Here is an 18,641-nt window from a genome sequence, read left to right on the forward strand (position 1 = left end):
ATCTTCGGGGATCAACTCTTCCAGCGAGACCGGAAACAGGCTGGTCTGGCTGCGAGACTCTCCTTGGATGTAAGCCATAACGAAAAATGCTCCGTATCTTTCGATACGGAGCATTTTCATTGAGCGCTGCGCAGATTGCTAGGTTTTCACACAGTCTGCGAAGCCGGTTTTTTTGTGCCTGCGATCTTAGAACGAAGCGTTCTGCAGACCGTCCAGGTAACGCTCGGTGTCCAGTGCCGCCATGCAGCCGGCGCCGGCCGAGGTGATGGCCTGACGGTAAACGTGGTCAGCCACGTCACCGGCGGCAAAGACACCTTCGACGCTGGTTGCGGTGGCATTGCCGTCACGGCCGCCCTGCACTACCAGATAACCGTCCTTGAGGGTCAACTGGCCTTCGAACAGCGAAGTGTTCGGCGTGTGGCCGATGGCGATGAACACGCCGTCGACTTTGATCTCGTCGAAGCTGCCATCGTTGTTCTTCAGACGCGCACCGGTCACGCCCATGTTGTCGCCCAGCACTTCGTCGAGGTTGGCGTTCAACTTGAGGATGATCTTGCCTTCGGCCACACGGGCGTTGAGCTTGTCGATCAGGATCTTCTCGGCGCGGAAGGTATCACGGCGGTGGATCAAGGTCACAGTGCTGGCGATGTTGGCCAGGTACAGCGCCTCTTCAACAGCGGTGTTGCCGCCGCCAACCACTGCAACAGGCTTGTTGCGGTAGAAGAAACCGTCGCAGGTCGCGCAGGCCGAAACGCCTTTGCCCATGAACGCTTCTTCCGATGGCAGGCCCAGGTAACGAGCGCTGGCGCCGGTGGCGATGATCAGGGCGTCGCAAGTGTAGGTCGCGCTGTCGCCGGTCAGGCTGTAGGGCTTGGAAGCGAAATCAACGGCGTTGATGTGGTCGAACACGACCTCGGTTTCAAAACGCTCGGCGTGCTCGCGCATCCGCTCCATCAACACAGGACCGGTCAGGCCGTGGACGTCGCCCGGCCAGTTGTCGACTTCGGTGGTGGTGGTCAGTTGACCGCCGGCCTGCATGCCGGTGATCAGCAGAGGCTTGAGGTTGGCACGGGCCGCGTATACCGCAGCGCTGTAACCGGCAGGGCCGGAACCGAGAATAATCACTCGCGAATGACGGACTTCAGACATGACCTGCTCCTGTTGACCGGGCCGAAAAACTGGCACGGTTCGCCGGACTGCCGGCGGGAATAAAAAAGGACCGTGGAAAACCTTGGGGAAGGCTTGAGCTCGACAGTCCTGTAAAAAGTTGGGTGCAGCGTATCGAGGGGGGCAAGATTAAGGAAATACGGTTTAACAATCCAGCTCATAGGTGGTCTCTATGCCGACCCACTGACGAGATGGACGTCTTTGTTACAGTGAATGTCGATCGCTCTGCCGCGCTTTCGCACATCTTGCAAAGTCGGTAAGGTCGGCGCGTTTTCCCTTGCTCGGAGCCCCTTATGCCCGCCCCTGTTCTGTCCGGCCCGCAATACCTGCGCGAAGGCCTCAAACTGGTTCTCAGCCCGGGCCTGCGCCTGTTCGTGTTGTTGCCGCTGGCAATCAACCTGGTGCTGTTCGTCGGATTGATCTATCTGGCCGGCCATCAGTTCAGCCTGTGGGTCGATACGCTGATGCCGTCGCTGCCCGACTGGCTGAGTTTCCTCAGCTACATCCTCTGGCCGCTGTTCGTGGTGCTGGTGGCGTTGATGGTGTTCTTCACCTTCACTATGCTCGCCAACGTGATTGCCGCGCCCTTCAACGGCTTCCTCGCGGAAAAAGTCGAAGTGGTCGTGCGCGGCAGCGATGACTTCCCGGCGTTCAGCTGGGGCGAACTGATCGCGATGATCCCGCGCACCCTCGCCCGGGAAATGCGCAAGCTCGGCTACTTCCTGCCGCGGGCCATCGGCCTGTTCATCCTCTCGTTCATCCCGGTGGTGAACATCGTCGCCGCCCCCCTGTGGCTGCTGTTCGGCGTGTGGATGATGGCGATCCAGTACATCGACTACCCGGCGGACAACCACAAACTGGGCTGGAACGAAATGCTCGCCTGGCTGCGGCAGAAGCGCTGGCAGAGCATGAGTTTTGGCGGGATCGTTTACCTGGTGCTGCTGATTCCGGTGGTCAACATCCTGATGATGCCGGCCGCCGTGGCCGGTGCGACGCTGTTCTGGGTACGCGAGCGCGGGGCCGAGAATCTGGTGACGCAGCGCTGACCCCGTCACAAATCCATCATCCGACCGTCACAAGCGCGACATGGCCTCAGCCGACACTGAGGTCATGACGACAGCTCTACACATCACTCTGATCAGCGAAACCTTCCCGCCGGAAATCAACGGGGTGGCCAATACCCTTGGTCGCTTGTGCGATGGATTGCGCGCGCGCGGCCATCAAGTTGACCTCGTACGGCCGCGTCAGGGCTGTGATCCGCAACGCAGTGACGACGATGCTGTGTTGTTGTGTCGTGGCTGGCCGTTGCCGGGTTATCCGGGGCTGCAATGGGGCCAGTCGTCGATGCACAAACTGCTGCGGCGCTGGAAGCAACAGCGCCCGGACGTGCTGTACATCGCCACTGAAGGCCCGCTCGGTTTGTCGGCGTTACGGGCGGCGCGGCGTCTGGGGATTTGCGTGGTCAGCGGTTTCCACACCAATTTCCAGCAATACACCAGTCAGTACGGCCTCAGTCTCCTGACCCGGATGCTGACGCATTACCTGCGCTGGTTTCACAATCGTTCGGCGCTGACGCTGGTGCCCAGTGTCAGCCAGCGACTGGAGCTGGAGCGCCGGCATTTCGAGCGATTGGCGTTGTTGTCCAGAGGCGTGGACAGCCAGTTGTTCCACCCAACCAAACGCATGAACGCTTTGCGTGAGCAATGGGGGCTGGGTGAGCGTGACATTGCTGTGATTCATGTAGGAAGACTCGCGCCAGAAAAAAACCTCGGTTTGCTCAAACGCTGCTTTGAAAAGCTGCGCAGCACTTATCCACAGCGCAATCTGAAGCTGATCGTGGTTGGCGACGGGCCGCAACGTATGGCCCTGGAAAAAGATCTGCCCGAGGCAATTTTCTCTGGGGCGCAGCGCGGTGAAGCGTTGGCGGCGCACTATGCGTCCGGTGATGTGTTCCTGTTTCCGAGCCTGACTGAAACCTTTGGCAATGTGGTGCTCGAAGCACTGGCTTCAGGGCTTGGCGTGGTGGCTTACGATCAGGCTGCGGCGGCGCAGCATATTCGCCATGGCTATAACGGCGTACTGGCGATGCCGGGCGATGAAGAGGCGTTCTGTGATGCGGCGACGTGGTTGCTGGAGGCGCATGAGACATTGCGTTGCGTGCGCCTGAATGCACGGCAACATGCGAGTCGCCAAGGATGGGCGGCCGTGATCGAACAGTTTGAAAGTCACTTGCGTGGGGCATGCCAAGGGGAGCAGTTGGTGCCGAATGCGCCGACATTGCCTTGATTACCGCTGACTTTGAGCCGTCTTCGCGAGCAAGCCCGCTCCCACATTGGAATGCATTTCAATTGTGGGAGCGGGCTTGCTCGCGAAGGGGCCTATGAAGGCGCCCGTTAAACCAGCGTCATCAACGCCTCACGGCTGAACGGCAGAATCTCCTGCTCACGTCCTTCGCGCACTTTCTGCGCCCAGTCCGGGTCCACCAGCAGCGCACGGCCTACTGCCACCAGATCAAATTCCTCTTTATTCAAACGCTCCAGCAGGTTCTCCAGACTGGCCGGTTGGGCGACCTTGTCGGTGTTGACCATGAACTGCAGGAATTCGCCATCGAGCCCGACGCTGCCGACAGTGATGGTCGGTTTGCCCGTTAGCTTACGCGTCCAGCCTGCCAGGTTGAGCTCGGACCCGTCGAACTCCGGCTCCCAGAAACGCCGCGTCGAGCAGTGAAAAATATCCACACCCGCATCGGACAACGGCTTGAGAAACTCGCCCAACGCTTGCGGGGTTTGCACCAGACGTGCGGTGTAATCCTGCTGCTTCCACTGCGAGAAACGGAAGATGATCGGGAAACCTTCGCCGACCGCCGCGCGTACTGCCTGAACAAGTTCGATAGCGAAACGCGAACGGTTGGCCAGGCTGCCACCGTATTCGTCGGTGCGCTGGTTACTGCCTTCCCAAAAGAACTGGTCGACCAGATAGCCGTGGGCGCCGTGGATTTCCACGCCATCCATGCCGATGCGTTGTGCATCTTTGGCCGCCTGAGCGAAAGCGGCGATCACGTCCTGAATGTCTTGTTTGCTCATGCCGTGAACCACGACCTGACCGTCCTTGAGTTTTTCCGACGGACCGTAACCCGGCACGCTGGCGTCCGGCTCGGTGCCGATACGGCGTACGCTGCCGACGTGCCACAGTTGCGGAACAATCTTGCCGCCTTCAGCATGGACGGCGTCGACGACTTTTTTCCAGCCGGCCAATGCGGCCTCACCGTAGAAGTGCGGCACGTTCGGATAGCCGTTCGAGGCCTTGTGGCCGACGGTGGTGCCTTCGGTGATGATCAGGCCGACACCAGCGGCTGCGCGACGGCGGTAATACTCGATGACTTTGGAGTTCGGTACGCCGCCCGGAGAAAACGAACGGGTCATTGGCGCCATGACCACGCGGGTCGGCAGTTCGAGGGCACCGAGGTGGAACGGTTTGAACAGGGCTTGAACGGGCATCACAAGGCTCCACGAAAACATTATCGACAGGGCATAAGCCATATGACGGCGATAATATGAATAGTGACGCCAGCGCGGAAGCACTATTGATCTGAATGATTAAGGATCAAAAGGCAGGCAAAAAAATCGCAGCGCGATGGCTGCGATTTTCAGGTTTCAGCTCAGCGCTTTTTCAATCGCATGAACAATGGTCGGATCGTCTGGCGCCGTGCGTGGCGAGAACCGGGCCAACACCCGGCCGTCCTTGCCGAGCAGGAACTTCTCGAAATTCCAGGTGATGTCACCGGGAAATTCCGCTCCCTCGCCCGCCAGCAGGCGGTAGAGCTGGTGACGATCGTGACCGTTGACTTCGAGCTTGCTCGACAACGGGAACGTCACGCCATAGTTGAGGCTGCAGAATTCCTGAATCTCCTGTTCGGTACCTGGTTCCTGACCGGCAAACTGGTTGCACGGCAGGCCCAACACACTGAAGCCTTTGCTTTTGAACTGCTGATAAAGGTTTTCCAGCGCCGCGTACTGTGGGGTCAAGCCGCATTTGGAGGCGACGTTGACCACCAGCACGACGTGGCCCTTGAAGGGCGCCAGCGGTAGCTCCTGACCATCCAGGGCTGTCAACTTAAGGTCGTGAAAAGCACTCATGACGAACTCCAGGATTCCCGTGTTCTACTCGAAACGGCCACTTGGCGAAGCTACCAAGGACAGCCGCGGACTAAAAAGGCGCCCGCAGGCGCCTCTCCAGTTCTCGAAAGCTTAGCGCAGAAAATCAGTGCTGATGGCCGCCTTCGCCATGGACGTGACCATGAGCGACTTCTTCCTGGCTGGCGTCACGGATAGCAACGATCTTCACTTTGAAGTTCAGGCGCTGACCGGCCAGTGGGTGGTTGCCGTCAACAGTCACATCGTCGCCGTCCAGGTCACGGATGGTCACGATCTGCATTTGGCCGTCCGGCGCCGAAGCGTGGAACTGCATGCCCACTTCCAGCTCGTCAACACCTTCGAACATGCTGCGGCTCAGTGTGCTGACCAGTTCGGCCGCGTATTCGCCGTAAGCGTCTTCAGGCTCAACGGAAACTTCCAGCTCGTCACCAACAGCTTTGCCTTCCAGGGCTTTTTCCAGGCCCGGGATGATGTTACCTGCGCCTTGCAGGTAGACCAGCGGAGCGCCGCCGGCGGAGCTGTCGATGACCTCACCAGCGTCGTTGGTCAGGGTATAGTCGATGGAGACAGCCTTATTGGCGGCGATCAGCATGGGGCGAGACCTTTTGCATAAGAATTTAGAAAGGCGAAGTTTAGCGAAGCAATCGCGCGAAAGCGAACACAACCCGGACAAACGGGATTCGACGATTACGGGCTTCCATCTGGACGAAGAGGATCACTGGGTGGTCGAGCTTTCCTGCGGCCACACTCAGCACCTGCGTCACCAGCCACCCTGGCAATCTCGGGCGTGGGTGCTGGATCCGGCGCAACGTATTGAAAAAATAGGCCAACCCTTTGCCTGCGGTTGGTGCGCACAAGGCTCGGTTAGCGATAACCTTGGCGACTGAATTTCGGCAGATCGTCAGAGAAAGATGATCGCCATTGCCATGCACCCTTAGAGAATTCGCATGCAAACTTTTTTTATCGCGCCCACCGATTTTGGCGTGGGTCTGACCTCCATAAGCCTCGGGCTGGTGCGCATGCTTGAGCGAGCCGGGTTGAAAGTCGGTTTCTTCAAGCCGATTGCCCAGCCGCACCCGGGCGACACCGGCCCTGAGCGCTCCACCGAACTGGTGGCCCGCACCCATGGTCTGAAACCGCCACAACCGTTGGGCCTGGCCCACGTTGAGCGGATGCTCGGCGACGGCCAGCTCGATGAGCTGCTCGAAGAAATCATCACCCTTTATCAGCAGGCAGCCGTCGGCAAGGACGTGCTGGTCGTGGAAGGCATGGTGCCGACCCGCAGCGCCAGTTACGCCGCGCGGGTGAATTTGCACCTGGCCAAAAGCCTCGATGCCGAGGTGATTCTGGTCTCGGCACCGGAAAACGAAGTGCTCGCCGAACTCTCCGGCCGTGTCGAATTGCAGGCGCAATTATTCGGCGGCCCGAAGGACCCGAAGGTTCTCGGCGTGATCCTCAACAAGGTCAAGACCGACGAGAGCATGGAGGCCTTCGCCGCACGTCTGAAGGAGCACTCGCCATTACTGCGCAACGGCGATTTCCGCTTGCTCGGCTGCATCCCGTTCCAGCCCGAACTCAACGCGCCACGCACCCGTGACGTGGCAGACCTGATGGGCGCGCAAGTGCTCAACGCCGGCGACTACGAAACCCGGCGCATGAGCAAAATCATCATTTGCGCGCGGACCATGCGCAACACCGTCGAGCTACTCAAGCCCGGCGTGCTGGTGGTGACGCCGGGCGACCGCGACGACATCATCCTGGCCGTCAGCCTCGCGGCGATCAACGGCGTGCCACTGGCCGGCCTGCTGCTGACCAGCGACACCCTGCCCGATCCGCGCATCATGGACTTGTGCCGTGGTGCCTTGCAGGCCGGTCTGCCGGTGTTGTCGGTGAGCACCGGCTCCTACGACACCGCCAACCTGCTCAATGGCCTGAACAAGGAAATCCCCATCGATGACCGCGAGCGTGCGGAAATCATCACCGACTTCGTCGCCAGTCATCTTGATGCCAACTGGCTGCACCAGCGCTGTGGCACGCCACGGGAAATGCGCCTGTCGCCAGCGGTGTTCCGCTATCAATTGATCCAGCGCGCCCAAGCCGCCAACAAGCGCATCGTCCTGCCCGAGGGTAGCGAGCCGTTCACCGTGCAGGCAGCGGCGATCTGCCAGGAGCGCGGCATCGCCCGTTGCGTGTTGCTGGCCAAACCCGAAGACGTCGAAGCCGTGGCCCGCGCCCAAGGCATCGTCTTGCCGCCAGGGCTGGAAATCCTCGACCCGGACCTGATCCGCGAGCGCTATGTCGAGCCGATGGTCGCCCTGCGCAAGACCAAAAGCCTCAACGCGCCGATGGCCGAACAACAATTGGAAGACACCGTGGTGATCGGCACCATGATGCTGGCACTGGATGAAGTCGACGGGCTGGTTTCCGGTGTCATCAACACCACCGCCAATACCATCCGCCCAGCCTTGCAACTGATTAAAACCGCGCCAGGCTGCACGCTGGTGTCGTCGGTGTTCTTCATGCTGTTCCCCGAAGAAGTGCTGGTCTACGGCGACTGCGTGATGAACCCGCACCCAAGCGCCGCCGAACTGGCCGAGATTGCCCTGCAAAGCGCTGACTCTGCCGCCGCGTTCGGCATCACCCCGCGCGTGGCGATGATCAGTTACTCCAGTGGCGAATCGGCCACAGGCGAGGAAGTCGAGAAAGTCCGCGAAGCCACCCTGCTCGCCCATGAGCAACAGCACTCGCTGCTGATCGACGGCCCGTTGCAATACGACGCCGCCGCCAACGAGAACGTGGCGCGGCAACTGGCGCCAAACAGTCCGGTCGCCGGACGCGCCACGGTGTTCGTGTTCCCTGACCTGAACACCGGCAACACCACCCATAAAGCCGTACAGCGCAGCGCCGATTGCGTCAGCCTCGGCCCGATGCTGCAAGGCCTGCGCAAACCGGTGAACGACTTGCCACGCGGTGCACAGGTCGACGACATCGTCTACACCATCGCCCTCACGGCGATCCAAGCCGCCAACCGACCTATGGATGTGTAAATGCTGGACTTTCTACCTGCACCACTGCGCGGCGTGATCGCCTCGCTGCTGTTGGCGCTCAATACGATAGTGCTGTGCTCGTTTCTGTTCTGCGTGGCGCTGGTCAAGGCCTTGCCGTTCGCCGTCACTCAGCGCATTGCCGGCTGGCTGATGCGCCACACCCACCAAGCCTGGATCAGCAACAACAAAGGCTGGATGAACCTGGTGCGCCGCACGCGCTGGCACCTTAGCGGCCTGCAAGGTCTGGACTATCAACACTCGTACCTGATCACCAGCAACCACCAGAGCTGGGTCGATATTCTGGTGCTGCAATACGTCCTCAACCGGCGCATCCAGCCACTGAAGTTCTTCCTCAAGCAGGAGCTGATCTGGGTGCCGGTGATTGGTCTGGCCTGGTGGGCGCTGGGCTTTCCGTTCATGAAGCGCTACTCCAAGGCGTATCTGGAAAAGCACCCGGAGAAGAAAGGCAAAGACCTGGAAACCACCCGCAAGACCTGCGCGAAGTTTCGCAACAACCCGGTGGGAATTTTCAACTTCGTCGAAGGCACGCGCTTCACTGAAGGCAAGCATGCTCAACAGCAATCGCCGTTCAAATACCTGCTCAAGCCCAAGGCCGGCGGCATTGCGTTTGTGCTGGATGCGATGGGTGAACAGCTGGAGTCGATCGTCAACGTGACGATCCACTATCCGGCCGGACGTCCGGGTTTCTGGGACCTGCTGTGTGGGAATGTGCGGGATGTCGTGGTGCACTTTGAAGCGCTGAAGATCCCGCCGCAATTCATCGGCAAGAACTACGACCAGGACGGCGAATATCGCCTGCAGTTTCAAGGCTGGATCAATCAGCTGTGGCTGGACAAGGATGCGCTGCTGGAACAGATGCACCGCGAATATCCAGACCGCCATTGATTCCTGTGGGTGCGGGCTTGCTCGCGAATACGGTTTACCATTCAACGCTGATGCTGGCTGATCCACCGCTTTCGCGAGCAAGCCCGCTCCCACAGTTGACCGGGTTGGCACGAAATAAAAAGCCCGCCGATGATTGCTCATCGGCGGGCTTTTTGGTTTGCAGCTAACGCTTAAATCGCACCACGCTTGCGCAGCAGATCCAGCACTTGCTTGACGCTTTCTTCCAGCGACAGCGCCTGGGTGTCGATCACCAGATCAGCATTGAGCGGCACGTCATACGGGAAGGATTCGCCCGGAATGTTGTCGCCACCCGCCGCATACAACCCTTGCGGATCACGCTCGGCGCACACAGTCGGCGAAGCCTGGACGTAGACCGTCAGCAAACGTTCCTTGCCGATCAGGTCCTTGGCCTGCTCACGCCCCTCTTCGCTGGGTGCCACGAATGCCGCCAGCGTCAGCAGGCCCGCTTCGTTGAACTGACGCGCAACATGCGCGGCACGACGCCAGTTTTCGGTGCGACCGACGCGATCATGCGCCAGACCTTTGTTGAGGTCGTGACGCAGGTTCTGACCATCCAGTACAAACACCGCACGGCCCATGTCGAACAGCTTGCGCTCAACGGCGTACGCCAGCGTGCTCTTGCCCGCGCCCGACAAACCGCTGAACAACACGGTGGCCGGTTGCTGGCCGAAACGCTGAGCGCGTTCTTCGGTGGCAACATGGGCCAGTTTGCCGTGGTGCGTCGCGGTGCCGTGAGTCACGGGCTGCGCGACGATCATGCCGGCGCCGACGGTGCCGTTGGTCAAGCGGTCGATGATGATGAAGGCGCCAGTGGTGCGGTTGCTCTCGTAACCGTCGAGGGCGATCGGCGCGTCGAGCGCGATCTTCACCTTGCCGATTTCGTTGAGCTGCAACGCGCTCGCCGGGCCTTCTTCGAGGGTGTTCACATCCACTTTGTTGACGATGCTGGCGATGGAGCCCGGCACGTAACTGGTGGCGCGTTTGATGTCGTATTTCTTGCCCGGCAGCATCGGCTCTTCAGCCATCCACACCAGCATCGCTTCGAAGCTGTCGGTGACCGGCGGCACGTTGTCGGCATGCACCAGCAGATCGCCGCGAGAGATGTCGATTTCGTCTTCCATGGTCAGCGTCACGGCCTGACCGGGGCCTGCGTGCTCCAGCTCACCTTCGAAGGTGACGATGGATTTCACGCGGCTGCTCTTGCCCGACGGCAGCACCACGACTTCGTCACCCTTGTGCACGATGCCGCTGGCGAGCGTGCCGGCAAAACCACGGAAATTCAGGTTCGGACGGTTGACGTATTGCACCGGGAAACGCAGATCGGTGAAGTTACGGTCGCCCGCCACTTCCACGGTTTCGAGAATCTCCATCAGCGACTGGCCGGTGTACCACGGCGAACGCTCGGACTTGTTCACCACGTTGTCGCCCTTCAGGGCCGACATCGGCACGAAGTGCATGCTGGTAGGCTTCATCTTCAAGCCTTCGGCGAACTTCAGGTAGTCGGCCTTGATCGACTCGAACACGCCTTCATCGAAATCCTTGAGGTCCATCTTGTTGATGGCGACAACGATGTGCTTGATGCCCAGCAAGGACGCGATGAAGCTGTGGCGACGGGTCTGGGTCTGCACGCCGTAACGGGCGTCGACCAGGATGATCGCCAGGTCACAGGTGGACGCACCGGTGGCCATGTTGCGGGTGTACTGCTCATGGCCGGGGGTGTCGGCGATGATGAATTTGCGTTTGGCGGTGGAGAAATAGCGGTAGGCGACATCAATGGTGATGCCCTGCTCACGCTCGGCCTGCAGACCGTCGACCAGCAATGCCAGGTCGATATCGTCACCGGTGGTGCCGACTTTCTTCGAATCGCGGGTGATGGCTTCCAGGTGATCTTCGTAGATCATCTTGGAGTCGTGCAGCAGGCGCCCGATCAGGGTGCTCTTGCCGTCATCGACGTTACCGCAGGTCAAAAAGCGCAGCAGCTCTTTACGTTCGTGCTGGCCCAGGTAGGCGAGGATGTCCTCGCTGATCAAATCAGATACGTGCGACATGACAACCCCTTAGAAATAACCCTGACGTTTCTTGTCTTCCATGGAGCCGGCGCCATCGTGGTCGATGACACGGCCCTGGCGCTCGGAAGTTCGCGTCAGGAGCATTTCCTGAATGATGTCCGTCAGGCTTTCAGCCTCGGACTCCACCGCGCCCGTCAACGGGTAGCAGCCAAGGGTACGGAAACGCACTTTCTTTTTGACGATGCGCGCTTTGTCCTCATCGGACAGGTGCTCGAGGATTCGGTCGTCGTCGATCATGATCAGCGTGCCGTTCTTCTCGATCACTTCGCGCTCGGCGGCAAAGTACAGCGGCACAATCGGGATGCCTTCGAGGTAGATGTACTGCCAGATGTCCAGTTCGGTCCAGTTCGACAACGGGAACACGCGGATGGATTCGCCCTTGTTGACCTTGCCGTTGTAGACGTTCCACAGCTCTGGACGCTGGTTTTTCGGGTCCCAGCGGTGCTTGCTGTCGCGGAACGAGTACACGCGCTCTTTGGCGCGGGATTTCTCTTCATCACGACGGGCACCGCCGAACGCTGCGTCGAAACCATGCTTGTCGAGCGCCTGCTTCAGGCCCTCGGTTTTCATGATGTCGGTGTGCTTGGCGCTGCCGTGGGTGAACGGGTTGATGTTCTGCGCCACGCCGTCCGGGTTGATGTGGGTGATCAGGTCCAGGCCCAGTTCTTCGACCATCTTGTCGCGGAACTTGTACATCTCCTGGAATTTCCACCGGGTGTCGACGTGCATCACCGGAAACGGCAGTTTGCCCGGGAAGAACGCCTTGCGTGCCAGGTGCAGCATCACGGCGGAGTCTTTACCGATGGAGTACAGCATCACCGGGTTGTCGAACTCGGCGGCCACCTCGCGGATGATGTGGATGCTTTCCGCCTCCAGCTGTTTCAGATGCGTCAGTTTGTCGACCATGGCTACTCACGAAAGCTTTCTTATGAACGGCCAGCGGGCCGTGTTCGAGCGGGGAATCCTAGCACAGCGAGCTTCTTCTAATCAGGACGCCAACTAGATCGAAAGAGCATATGAATATGCCCACTCGTTTGGGCAGCAAGCGCTCTTCTGTGGGAGCGGGCTGGCTTGCGAAAGCGCAGGGTCAGTCGAAATCATTTTTGAATGACACACCGCATTCGCGAGCAAGCCCCCTCCCACCTTGGATCGATGTGATACGTCAGATCGGGTTCGGGCAATCGATGAAGATGTGTTCGAGGGCGAAGCGTTTGGCCAGGTAATCGCCCAGCGCCTGCACGCCGTAGCGTTCGGTTGCGTGATGACCGGCGGCGATGAAGCTGATGTCGTTTTCCCGGGCGCTGTGGAAAGTCTGCTCAGACGCTTCACCGCTGAGAAACAGATCGACACCCGCCGCCACCCCGTGATCGATATAACCCTGACCGCCTCCGGTGCACCAACCGACCCGACGGATCATCGCGCTGCCTTCGACCAGCAACGGCTCGCGCCCCATGACGTCCTGCACCTTGCGGGCGAAATCACGCGCAGTGACGGGTTCGTTCAGCGAGCCGACCAGACCGACGACTTTCAGATTGTCCGGATCCAGCGGGCCTTCAACGGTGATGTCCAACTGGCGCGCCAACTGCACGTTGTTGCCGACCTCGCAATGCAGATCCAGCGGCAAGTGGTAGGCGAGCAGGCTGATGTCGTGCTTGAGCAATGTCTTCAGGCGACGCTGTTTCATGCCAGTGACGCACGGGTTCTCGCCCTTCCAGAAGTAGCCGTGATGCACCAGCACCAGATCGGCTTCGGCCTCGACGGCGGCGTCGAGCAACGCCTGACTGGCGGTGACGCCGCTGACAATGCGCATCACCTGCGGACGGCCCTCGACCTGCAACCCGTTGGGGCAATAGTCGGCGATTTTTGCACTGCCCAGGTAACGATCGGCTTCTTCGACGAGGGTGCTGAGGGCGACGGCCATGAAAGACTCCTAAATATCCCGTTCAGAGGCGCGCGCGGCCTCGTATAATGCGCGACATTATGGGCGGTCTGACCCCGCCTGCAACTTTTCCAGGACGTGCTTAATGTTCAAGGCGCTACGTTTTATGGGCTGGCCGCTGTTGGCCGGTGTGCTTATCGCTCTGTTGATTATTCAGCGTTACCCGCAATGGGTCGGGCTGCCGAGCCTTGACGTCAACCTGCAACAGGCCCCACAGACCACCAGCGTGCAGCAGGGGCCGGTGTCCTATGCGGACGCGGTGACCACTGCCGCACCGTCAGTGGTCAACCTGTACACCACCAAAGTCATCAACAAACCGGCGCATCCTTTGTTTGAGGATCCGCAGTTCCGCCGCTTCTTCGGTGACAACTCGCCCAAGCAGAAGCGCATGGAATCGAGCCTCGGTTCCGGCGTGATCATGAGCCCGGAAGGCTACATTCTGACCAACAACCACGTCACCAGCGGTGCCGATCAGATTGTCGTCGCGCTGAAGGATGGTCGCGAAACCCTCGCCCGTGTGATCGGCAGCGACCCGGAAACCGACCTCGCCGTATTGAAGATAGACTTGAAAAACCTGCCGTCGATTACCGTCGGGCGCTCCGACAACATCCGCATCGGCGACGTCGCGCTGGCCATCGGCAACCCGTTCGGCGTCGGCCAGACCGTGACCATGGGCATCATCAGCGCCACCGGGCGCAATCAGTTGGGCCTGAACAACTACGAAGACTTCATCCAGACCGACGCGGCGATCAACCCGGGCAACTCCGGCGGCGCGCTGGTCGATGCCAATGGCAACCTGACCGGCATCAACACGGCAATCTTCTCCAAATCCGGCGGCTCGCAGGGCATCGGTTTTGCCATCCCGGTAAAACTCGCGATGGAGGTGATGAAGTCGATCATCGAACACGGTCAGGTGATTCGTGGCTGGCTGGGCATTGAAGTGCAGCCGCTGACCCAGGAACTGGCGGAGTCGTTCGGTCTGTCAGGGCGCCCGGGGATTGTTGTCGCCGGTATCTTCCGTGACGGTCCGGCGCAGAAGGCCGGCCTGCAACTGGGCGACGTGATTCTGAGTATCGATGGCGAACCGGCCGGCGATGGTCGTCGCTCGATGAACCAGGTCGCGCGGATCAAACCCACCGACAAGGTGACGATTCAGGTGATGCGTAACGGCAAAGAACTCAAGCTCACCGCTGAAATCGGCCTGCGCCCACCACCGGCACCGGTGCAGGAAAAAGAACAGTAGGACTTTGTTCGCGCCGATGGCGCGAATAACAGACATTCTCAAAAGGCATGTTATATTGTTTCAATTTAGCCATTGGAACAACATAACATGTCGTCTCGAACAAAGGCCTCTCTACTGGGCCTGACTCTCGGTCTGCCCCTGGGTTTATTGGGCGATCCGGCCTTCGCCGAAGATCAGATTCCGCTGGAACTCGACGCCATCAGCGTCACCTCCGATTACGAATCCCCCACCGGCCCGGTCAAGGGCTACCGCGCCACACGCTCCTCCAGCGCGACCAAAACCGATACCGCGATCCGCGACATCCCCCAAGCCATCAGCGTGGTGCCCGCCAGCGTGCTCAAGGATCTGGGCAGCACCAGCGTCGAGCGCGCACTGGAGTTCGCCGGCGGTGTGTCGAAGCAAAACAACTTCGGCGGCCTGACCCTCTACGAATACAGCGTGCGCGGTTTCACCACGTCGGAGTTCTACAAGGACGGTTTCAGCGCCAATCGCGGTTATCCAAGCACGCCGGACGCGGCCAATATCGAGCGCATTGAAGTGCTCAAAGGCCCCGCCGCCAGCCTCTATGGCCGTGGTGATCCCGGCGGCACGGTAAACATCGTCACCAAGAAACCGCAGGCTGAAGCCTTTAGCACCCTGCAAACCAGCGCCGGCAGTTGGGATCGTTATCGCACCGCGCTGGACATCAACACGCCACTGGATGATCAAGGCGATGTGCTGTCGCGCATCAACCTCGCGGTCGAAGACAACAATAGCTTTCGCGATCACGTCGACAGCCAGCGCGTATTCGTCGCGCCTTCGATCAGTTGGCAGTTGAACCCGGACACGTCGCTATTGGTAGAAAGCGAAATCGTCCGTCACAGCTCCACCTTCGATCGCGGCATTGTCGCGCCGAACAATACATCGAGTGGAGTGTCGCGCTCGACCTTCCTCGGTGAACCGAACGACGGCAACATCGACAACCACAACAACCTGCTGCAGGCCACGCTTGAGCATCACCTCAATGACAGCTGGAAACTACGCCTGGCCAGCCACTACAAGGAAGGCAAACTCTGGGGCTTCGCCTCCGAAAGTCGTGCGCTGAATGCCGACGGCCACACCGTCAACCGCCGTTACCGCGAGCGCGACAATAACTGGCATGACAGCATCACCCAACTGGAACTGCGCGGCCTGTTCGACCTCGGCCCCTGGCAGCACGAACTGCTGATCGGCACCGAATACGAAAACTATCGCAAGAACGAACGGGTCACGACCCTCGCCGGCAGCCCGTATGCCATCGACATCTACCGGCCGATCTACGGTCAGCCAAAACCCGATGGCGCACGCTCAGGCACTGACTTCTTCGAACACGTCGAAAGTCACGCACTGAACCTGCAGGATCAAATCGTCTTCACGGACAAACTGCGTGGGATGATCGGCGCGCGTTTCGAACATTTCGACCAACGCATCGACGATAAAACCCGCAGTGCCAGCAGCCGACAGAGTCACGATGCCCTCACCCAGCGCGCCGGCCTGCTCTATCAGTTGACGCCCGATACCGGCCTGTTCGCCAACGCCTCGACCTCCTTCAAACCGAACAACGGCCTCGACGCCGCCGGCAAATCCTTCGCCCCGGAAGAAGGCGTTGGCTACGAAATCGGCATCAAGAACGAACTGTTCGACGAACGTCTGAGCAGCACCCTCGCCTTCTTCCACATCGACAAGGAAAACGTCCTTGCCCTCGACCCGGGCACCGACACCAGCCGTGCGATGGGCAAGGCGCGTAGTCGTGGCTTCGATCTGCAAGTGACCGGGCAAGTCACCGATGCCGTAAGGGTGATCGGGGCATTTGCCTACATCGACGCCGAAGTGACCAAGGGCGACGCGGTGATTGCCACTGGCAGCCGAATTCTCGGCGTGGCCAAGCGCAGCGGCAGTTTGCTCGGTGTTTACGAATTTCAGGATGGTCACCTGCGCGGCTCGGACGTCGGCGCAGCGTTTACGTATGTCGGTGACCGCTCGGGTGAGTCAGGCAGTGACTTCGAATTACCGGCCTATCACACCGTCGATCTGCTGGCCCATTACAAGGCCAGCGACAACGTCACCGTTGGCCTGAACCTGAACAATCTGTTTGACGAAAAATACGACGAGCGCTCGTACAGCAACTACTGGGTCAACCCCGGCGAACCGCGCAATTTCACCGTCAGCCTGACACTCAACCTGTAAAAGGACGTCACCATGCAATACCGTAAAACCCTCCTGATCCTCGCCGCGCTGTTCGCCACACAAGCCACAGCCCATGGCCTGTGGACAGAACAACGCCGCGGCAACATCGAAGTGATCTACGGCCACGGCGCCGAAGACAATGCCTTCAAGGCCCAGAAAATCAGCGGCGCGTGGGCCTATGACGCGGGCGGCAAGATGATCCCGGTCAGCGTCGAGCGCCTTGCCGATCACGCCCGCCTGAAGCCGCTGAAAACGCCGGCGGTCATGGCGGTGGCGCTGAACAACGGGATGTGGTCACAAACGGCTGACAAGAAGTGGATCAACGAAGGTCGCAGCAAAGTGCCCGGTGCAATCGAAGCGACGCAGACGTTCAAATACAGCCTGGCGATTTATCAACCGGGAGCGAAGTTGCCCAAGCTCGATCAGATCAAACTGCTGATTTTGCCGGAGGTCGATCCGCTAACCGTCGGGCCGGGGAATTCATTGCCGGTACGGGTTTTGCTCGATGGCAAACCGGCAGCGGGCGTGAAGTTGATCGGCGATTATCGGAGCGCGCCGAATACGCTGAGCACCGAGACCGACAAGGACGGGCGCGCGCAGGTGTTGGTACGAAATGAGGGGTTGAATGTGATTGCCGCGCAGGTTGAGGTGCCGGTGAAGGACAGTGTTGATGTGAACAGTCGAGGGTTGTTCAGTTCGCTGACGTTTTTGGGGGAGCCACATCACGAGTAAGGCTCAGGATTCGCGGCGCTGCATTCGCGAGCAAGCCCGCTCCCACATTTGATCTGTGTCGTGCACAAATCCACTGTGGGAGCGGGCTTGCTCGCGAAAGCGGTTCAGAGGTCGCCGAGCCCGTCGATCAACGCCTGATTCTGCTCCGGCGTGCCGATGGAAATCCGCAGGAACTGCGCAATCCGCGCCTGCTTGAAGTGCCGCACGATCACGCCTTGCTCACGCAATTTGGCCGCCAGCCCTGCGGCGTCATGTTGCGGATGCCGGGCGAAGATGAAGTTCGCCGCCGACGGTAGCACCTCAAAGCCCTTGGCCCGCAACTGCGCAATCACCCATTCACGGCTCTCGATGACCAAGCGACACGTCTTGTCGAAATACTCGCGATCTTCGAACGCCGCTGCTGCACCGACATTCGCCAGACGATCGAGAGGATACGAGTTGAAGCTGTTCTTGATCCGCTCCAGCGCCTCGATCAGGTCCGGATGCCCCACCGCCAGACCGACCCGCAGGCCCGCCAGTGAACGGGATTTGGACAGGGTCTGCGTCACCAGCAGGTTCGGATAGCGACCCACCAGGCTGATGGCCGTCTCGCCGCCGAAATCGATATAAGCCTCATCGACCACCACCACCGAATCCGGGCTGGCCTTGAGGATTTGCTCGACCGCGTCCAGTGCCAGCAGGCAACCGGTCGGAGCGTTCGGATTGGGGAAAATGATCCCGCCGTTCGGCTTGGCGTAGTCCGCCGGATCGATCTGGAACTGCGCGTCCAGCGGCACCGCATCGAACTTGATGCCGTACAACCCGCAGTAAACCGGATAGAAGCTGTAGCTGATGTCCGGGAACAAGAGCGGCTGATCGTGTTGCAGCAAACCGTGGAAGATGTGCGCAAGCACTTCATCCGAACCGTTGCCCAGGAACACCTGATTGCTCTGCACGCCGTAGTAGTTGGCGACCGCGTTTTTCAGCAGGTCGCTGTTCGGGTCCGGGTACAGACGCAGGTTGTCGTTGAGCTCGGTCTGCATCGCCGCCAGGGCTTTTGGCGACGGGCCATAGGGGTTTTCATTGGTATTGAGCTTGACCAGTTTGGTCAGCTTCGGCTGTTCGCCCGGCACATAAGGCACCAGATCCTTGACGAACGGGCTCCAGAATTTACTCATG

16 protein-coding genes are annotated in these 18,641 nt (G+C 59.9%); 8 read left to right on the forward strand and 8 right to left on the reverse strand.

The window, feature by feature from the left end; genetic code table 11:
- Positions 1–186 precede the first annotated feature (186 nt).
- Positions 187–1,149, reverse strand: a complete 963-nt coding sequence (gene trxB, locus AACY11_RS05035; protein WP_339494014.1) for a thioredoxin-disulfide reductase — start codon at positions 1,147–1,149, stop codon at positions 187–189.
- Positions 1,150–1,460: 311 nt separating this feature from the next.
- Between trxB and cysZ the strand changes: the two genes are divergently transcribed.
- Both cysZ and AACY11_RS05045 read left to right on the forward strand, forming a co-directional pair.
- Positions 1,461–2,213, forward strand: coding sequence for a sulfate transporter CysZ (gene cysZ / locus AACY11_RS05040; protein ID WP_339431772.1), 753 nt, complete (start codon positions 1,461–1,463; stop codon positions 2,211–2,213).
- A gap of 40 nt (positions 2,214–2,253) precedes the next feature.
- Positions 2,254–3,453 (forward strand): glycosyltransferase family 4 protein, encoded by a 1,200-nt coding sequence (locus AACY11_RS05045; RefSeq protein ID WP_339431771.1) that lies wholly within the window; start codon positions 2,254–2,256, stop codon positions 3,451–3,453.
- A gap of 107 nt (positions 3,454–3,560) precedes the next feature.
- On the opposite strand, the gene AACY11_RS05050 is transcribed toward AACY11_RS05045, so the two are convergent.
- From AACY11_RS05050 to AACY11_RS05060, 3 genes are all read right to left on the reverse strand, one after another.
- On the reverse strand, positions 3,561–4,664 hold the full coding sequence (locus AACY11_RS05050) for an NADH:flavin oxidoreductase (protein WP_339431770.1): 1,104 nt from the start codon (positions 4,662–4,664) through the stop codon (positions 3,561–3,563).
- A gap of 156 nt (positions 4,665–4,820) precedes the next feature.
- Positions 4,821–5,303: a glutathione peroxidase gene (locus tag AACY11_RS05055; protein ID WP_221730017.1), complete on the reverse strand. Its 483-nt coding sequence runs from the start codon at positions 5,301–5,303 to the stop codon at positions 4,821–4,823.
- 124 nt (positions 5,304–5,427) lie between these two features.
- Complete coding sequence (locus tag AACY11_RS05060) at positions 5,428–5,913, reverse strand: FKBP-type peptidyl-prolyl cis-trans isomerase (protein ID WP_150604393.1); 486 nt, start codon at positions 5,911–5,913, stop codon at positions 5,428–5,430.
- Between AACY11_RS05060 and AACY11_RS05065 the strand changes: the two genes are divergently transcribed.
- The 3 genes from AACY11_RS05065 to AACY11_RS05075 are packed head-to-tail and all read left to right on the forward strand — an operon-like array spanning position 5,882 to position 9,274.
- Positions 5,882–6,208 (forward strand): DUF3565 domain-containing protein, encoded by a 327-nt coding sequence (locus tag AACY11_RS05065; RefSeq protein WP_339431768.1) that lies wholly within the window; start codon positions 5,882–5,884, stop codon positions 6,206–6,208. The genes AACY11_RS05060 and AACY11_RS05065 overlap by 32 nt on opposite strands.
- A 60-nt stretch (positions 6,209–6,268) precedes the next feature.
- Positions 6,269–8,368, forward strand: a complete 2,100-nt coding sequence (gene pta / locus AACY11_RS05070; RefSeq protein WP_339431767.1) for a phosphate acetyltransferase — start codon at positions 6,269–6,271, stop codon at positions 8,366–8,368.
- Positions 8,369–9,274, forward strand: a complete 906-nt coding sequence (locus AACY11_RS05075; RefSeq protein ID WP_339431766.1) for an acyltransferase — start codon at positions 8,369–8,371, stop codon at positions 9,272–9,274. It abuts the gene before it with no gap.
- A 170-nt stretch (positions 9,275–9,444) separates the two neighbouring features.
- Here AACY11_RS05075 and cysN read toward each other — a convergent pair whose 3' ends face one another.
- From cysN to AACY11_RS05090, 3 genes are all read right to left on the reverse strand, one after another.
- Positions 9,445–11,343, reverse strand: coding sequence for a sulfate adenylyltransferase subunit CysN (gene cysN / locus AACY11_RS05080; protein WP_339494015.1), 1,899 nt, complete (start codon positions 11,341–11,343; stop codon positions 9,445–9,447).
- Positions 11,344–11,352: 9 nt separating this feature from the next.
- Entirely contained in the window at positions 11,353–12,270 is a 918-nt protein-coding gene (gene cysD, locus AACY11_RS05085) for a sulfate adenylyltransferase subunit CysD (RefSeq protein ID WP_098967227.1), read from the reverse strand.
- Between the two features lie 256 nt (positions 12,271–12,526).
- Complete coding sequence (locus AACY11_RS05090) at positions 12,527–13,285, reverse strand: Nif3-like dinuclear metal center hexameric protein (protein WP_339431764.1); 759 nt, start codon at positions 13,283–13,285, stop codon at positions 12,527–12,529.
- Positions 13,286–13,388: 103 nt separating this feature from the next.
- Between AACY11_RS05090 and algW the strand changes: the two genes are divergently transcribed.
- From algW to AACY11_RS05105, 3 genes are all read left to right on the forward strand, one after another.
- A complete protein-coding gene (gene algW / locus AACY11_RS05095) occupies positions 13,389–14,546 on the forward strand; it encodes a Do family serine endopeptidase AlgW (RefSeq protein WP_221730023.1) in 1,158 nt (385 codons plus the stop codon).
- Positions 14,547–14,633: 87 nt separating this feature from the next.
- A complete protein-coding gene (locus tag AACY11_RS05100) occupies positions 14,634–16,751 on the forward strand; it encodes a TonB-dependent siderophore receptor (RefSeq protein WP_339431763.1) in 2,118 nt (705 codons plus the stop codon).
- 12 nt (positions 16,752–16,763) lie between these two features.
- Positions 16,764–17,483 (forward strand): DUF4198 domain-containing protein, encoded by a 720-nt coding sequence (locus AACY11_RS05105; RefSeq protein WP_339431762.1) that lies wholly within the window; start codon positions 16,764–16,766, stop codon positions 17,481–17,483.
- A 104-nt stretch (positions 17,484–17,587) separates the two neighbouring features.
- Here AACY11_RS05105 and hisC read toward each other — a convergent pair whose 3' ends face one another.
- Positions 17,588–18,640, reverse strand: coding sequence for a histidinol-phosphate transaminase (hisC, locus tag AACY11_RS05110; RefSeq protein ID WP_339494016.1), 1,053 nt, complete (start codon positions 18,638–18,640; stop codon positions 17,588–17,590).
- Position 18,641: the final 1 nt, after the last annotated feature.

The organism is Pseudomonas sp. RA_105y_Pfl2_P56 (assembly GCF_963970845.1).
GTDB classification, from domain to species: domain Bacteria; phylum Pseudomonadota; class Gammaproteobacteria; order Pseudomonadales; family Pseudomonadaceae; genus Aquipseudomonas; species Aquipseudomonas baetica_A.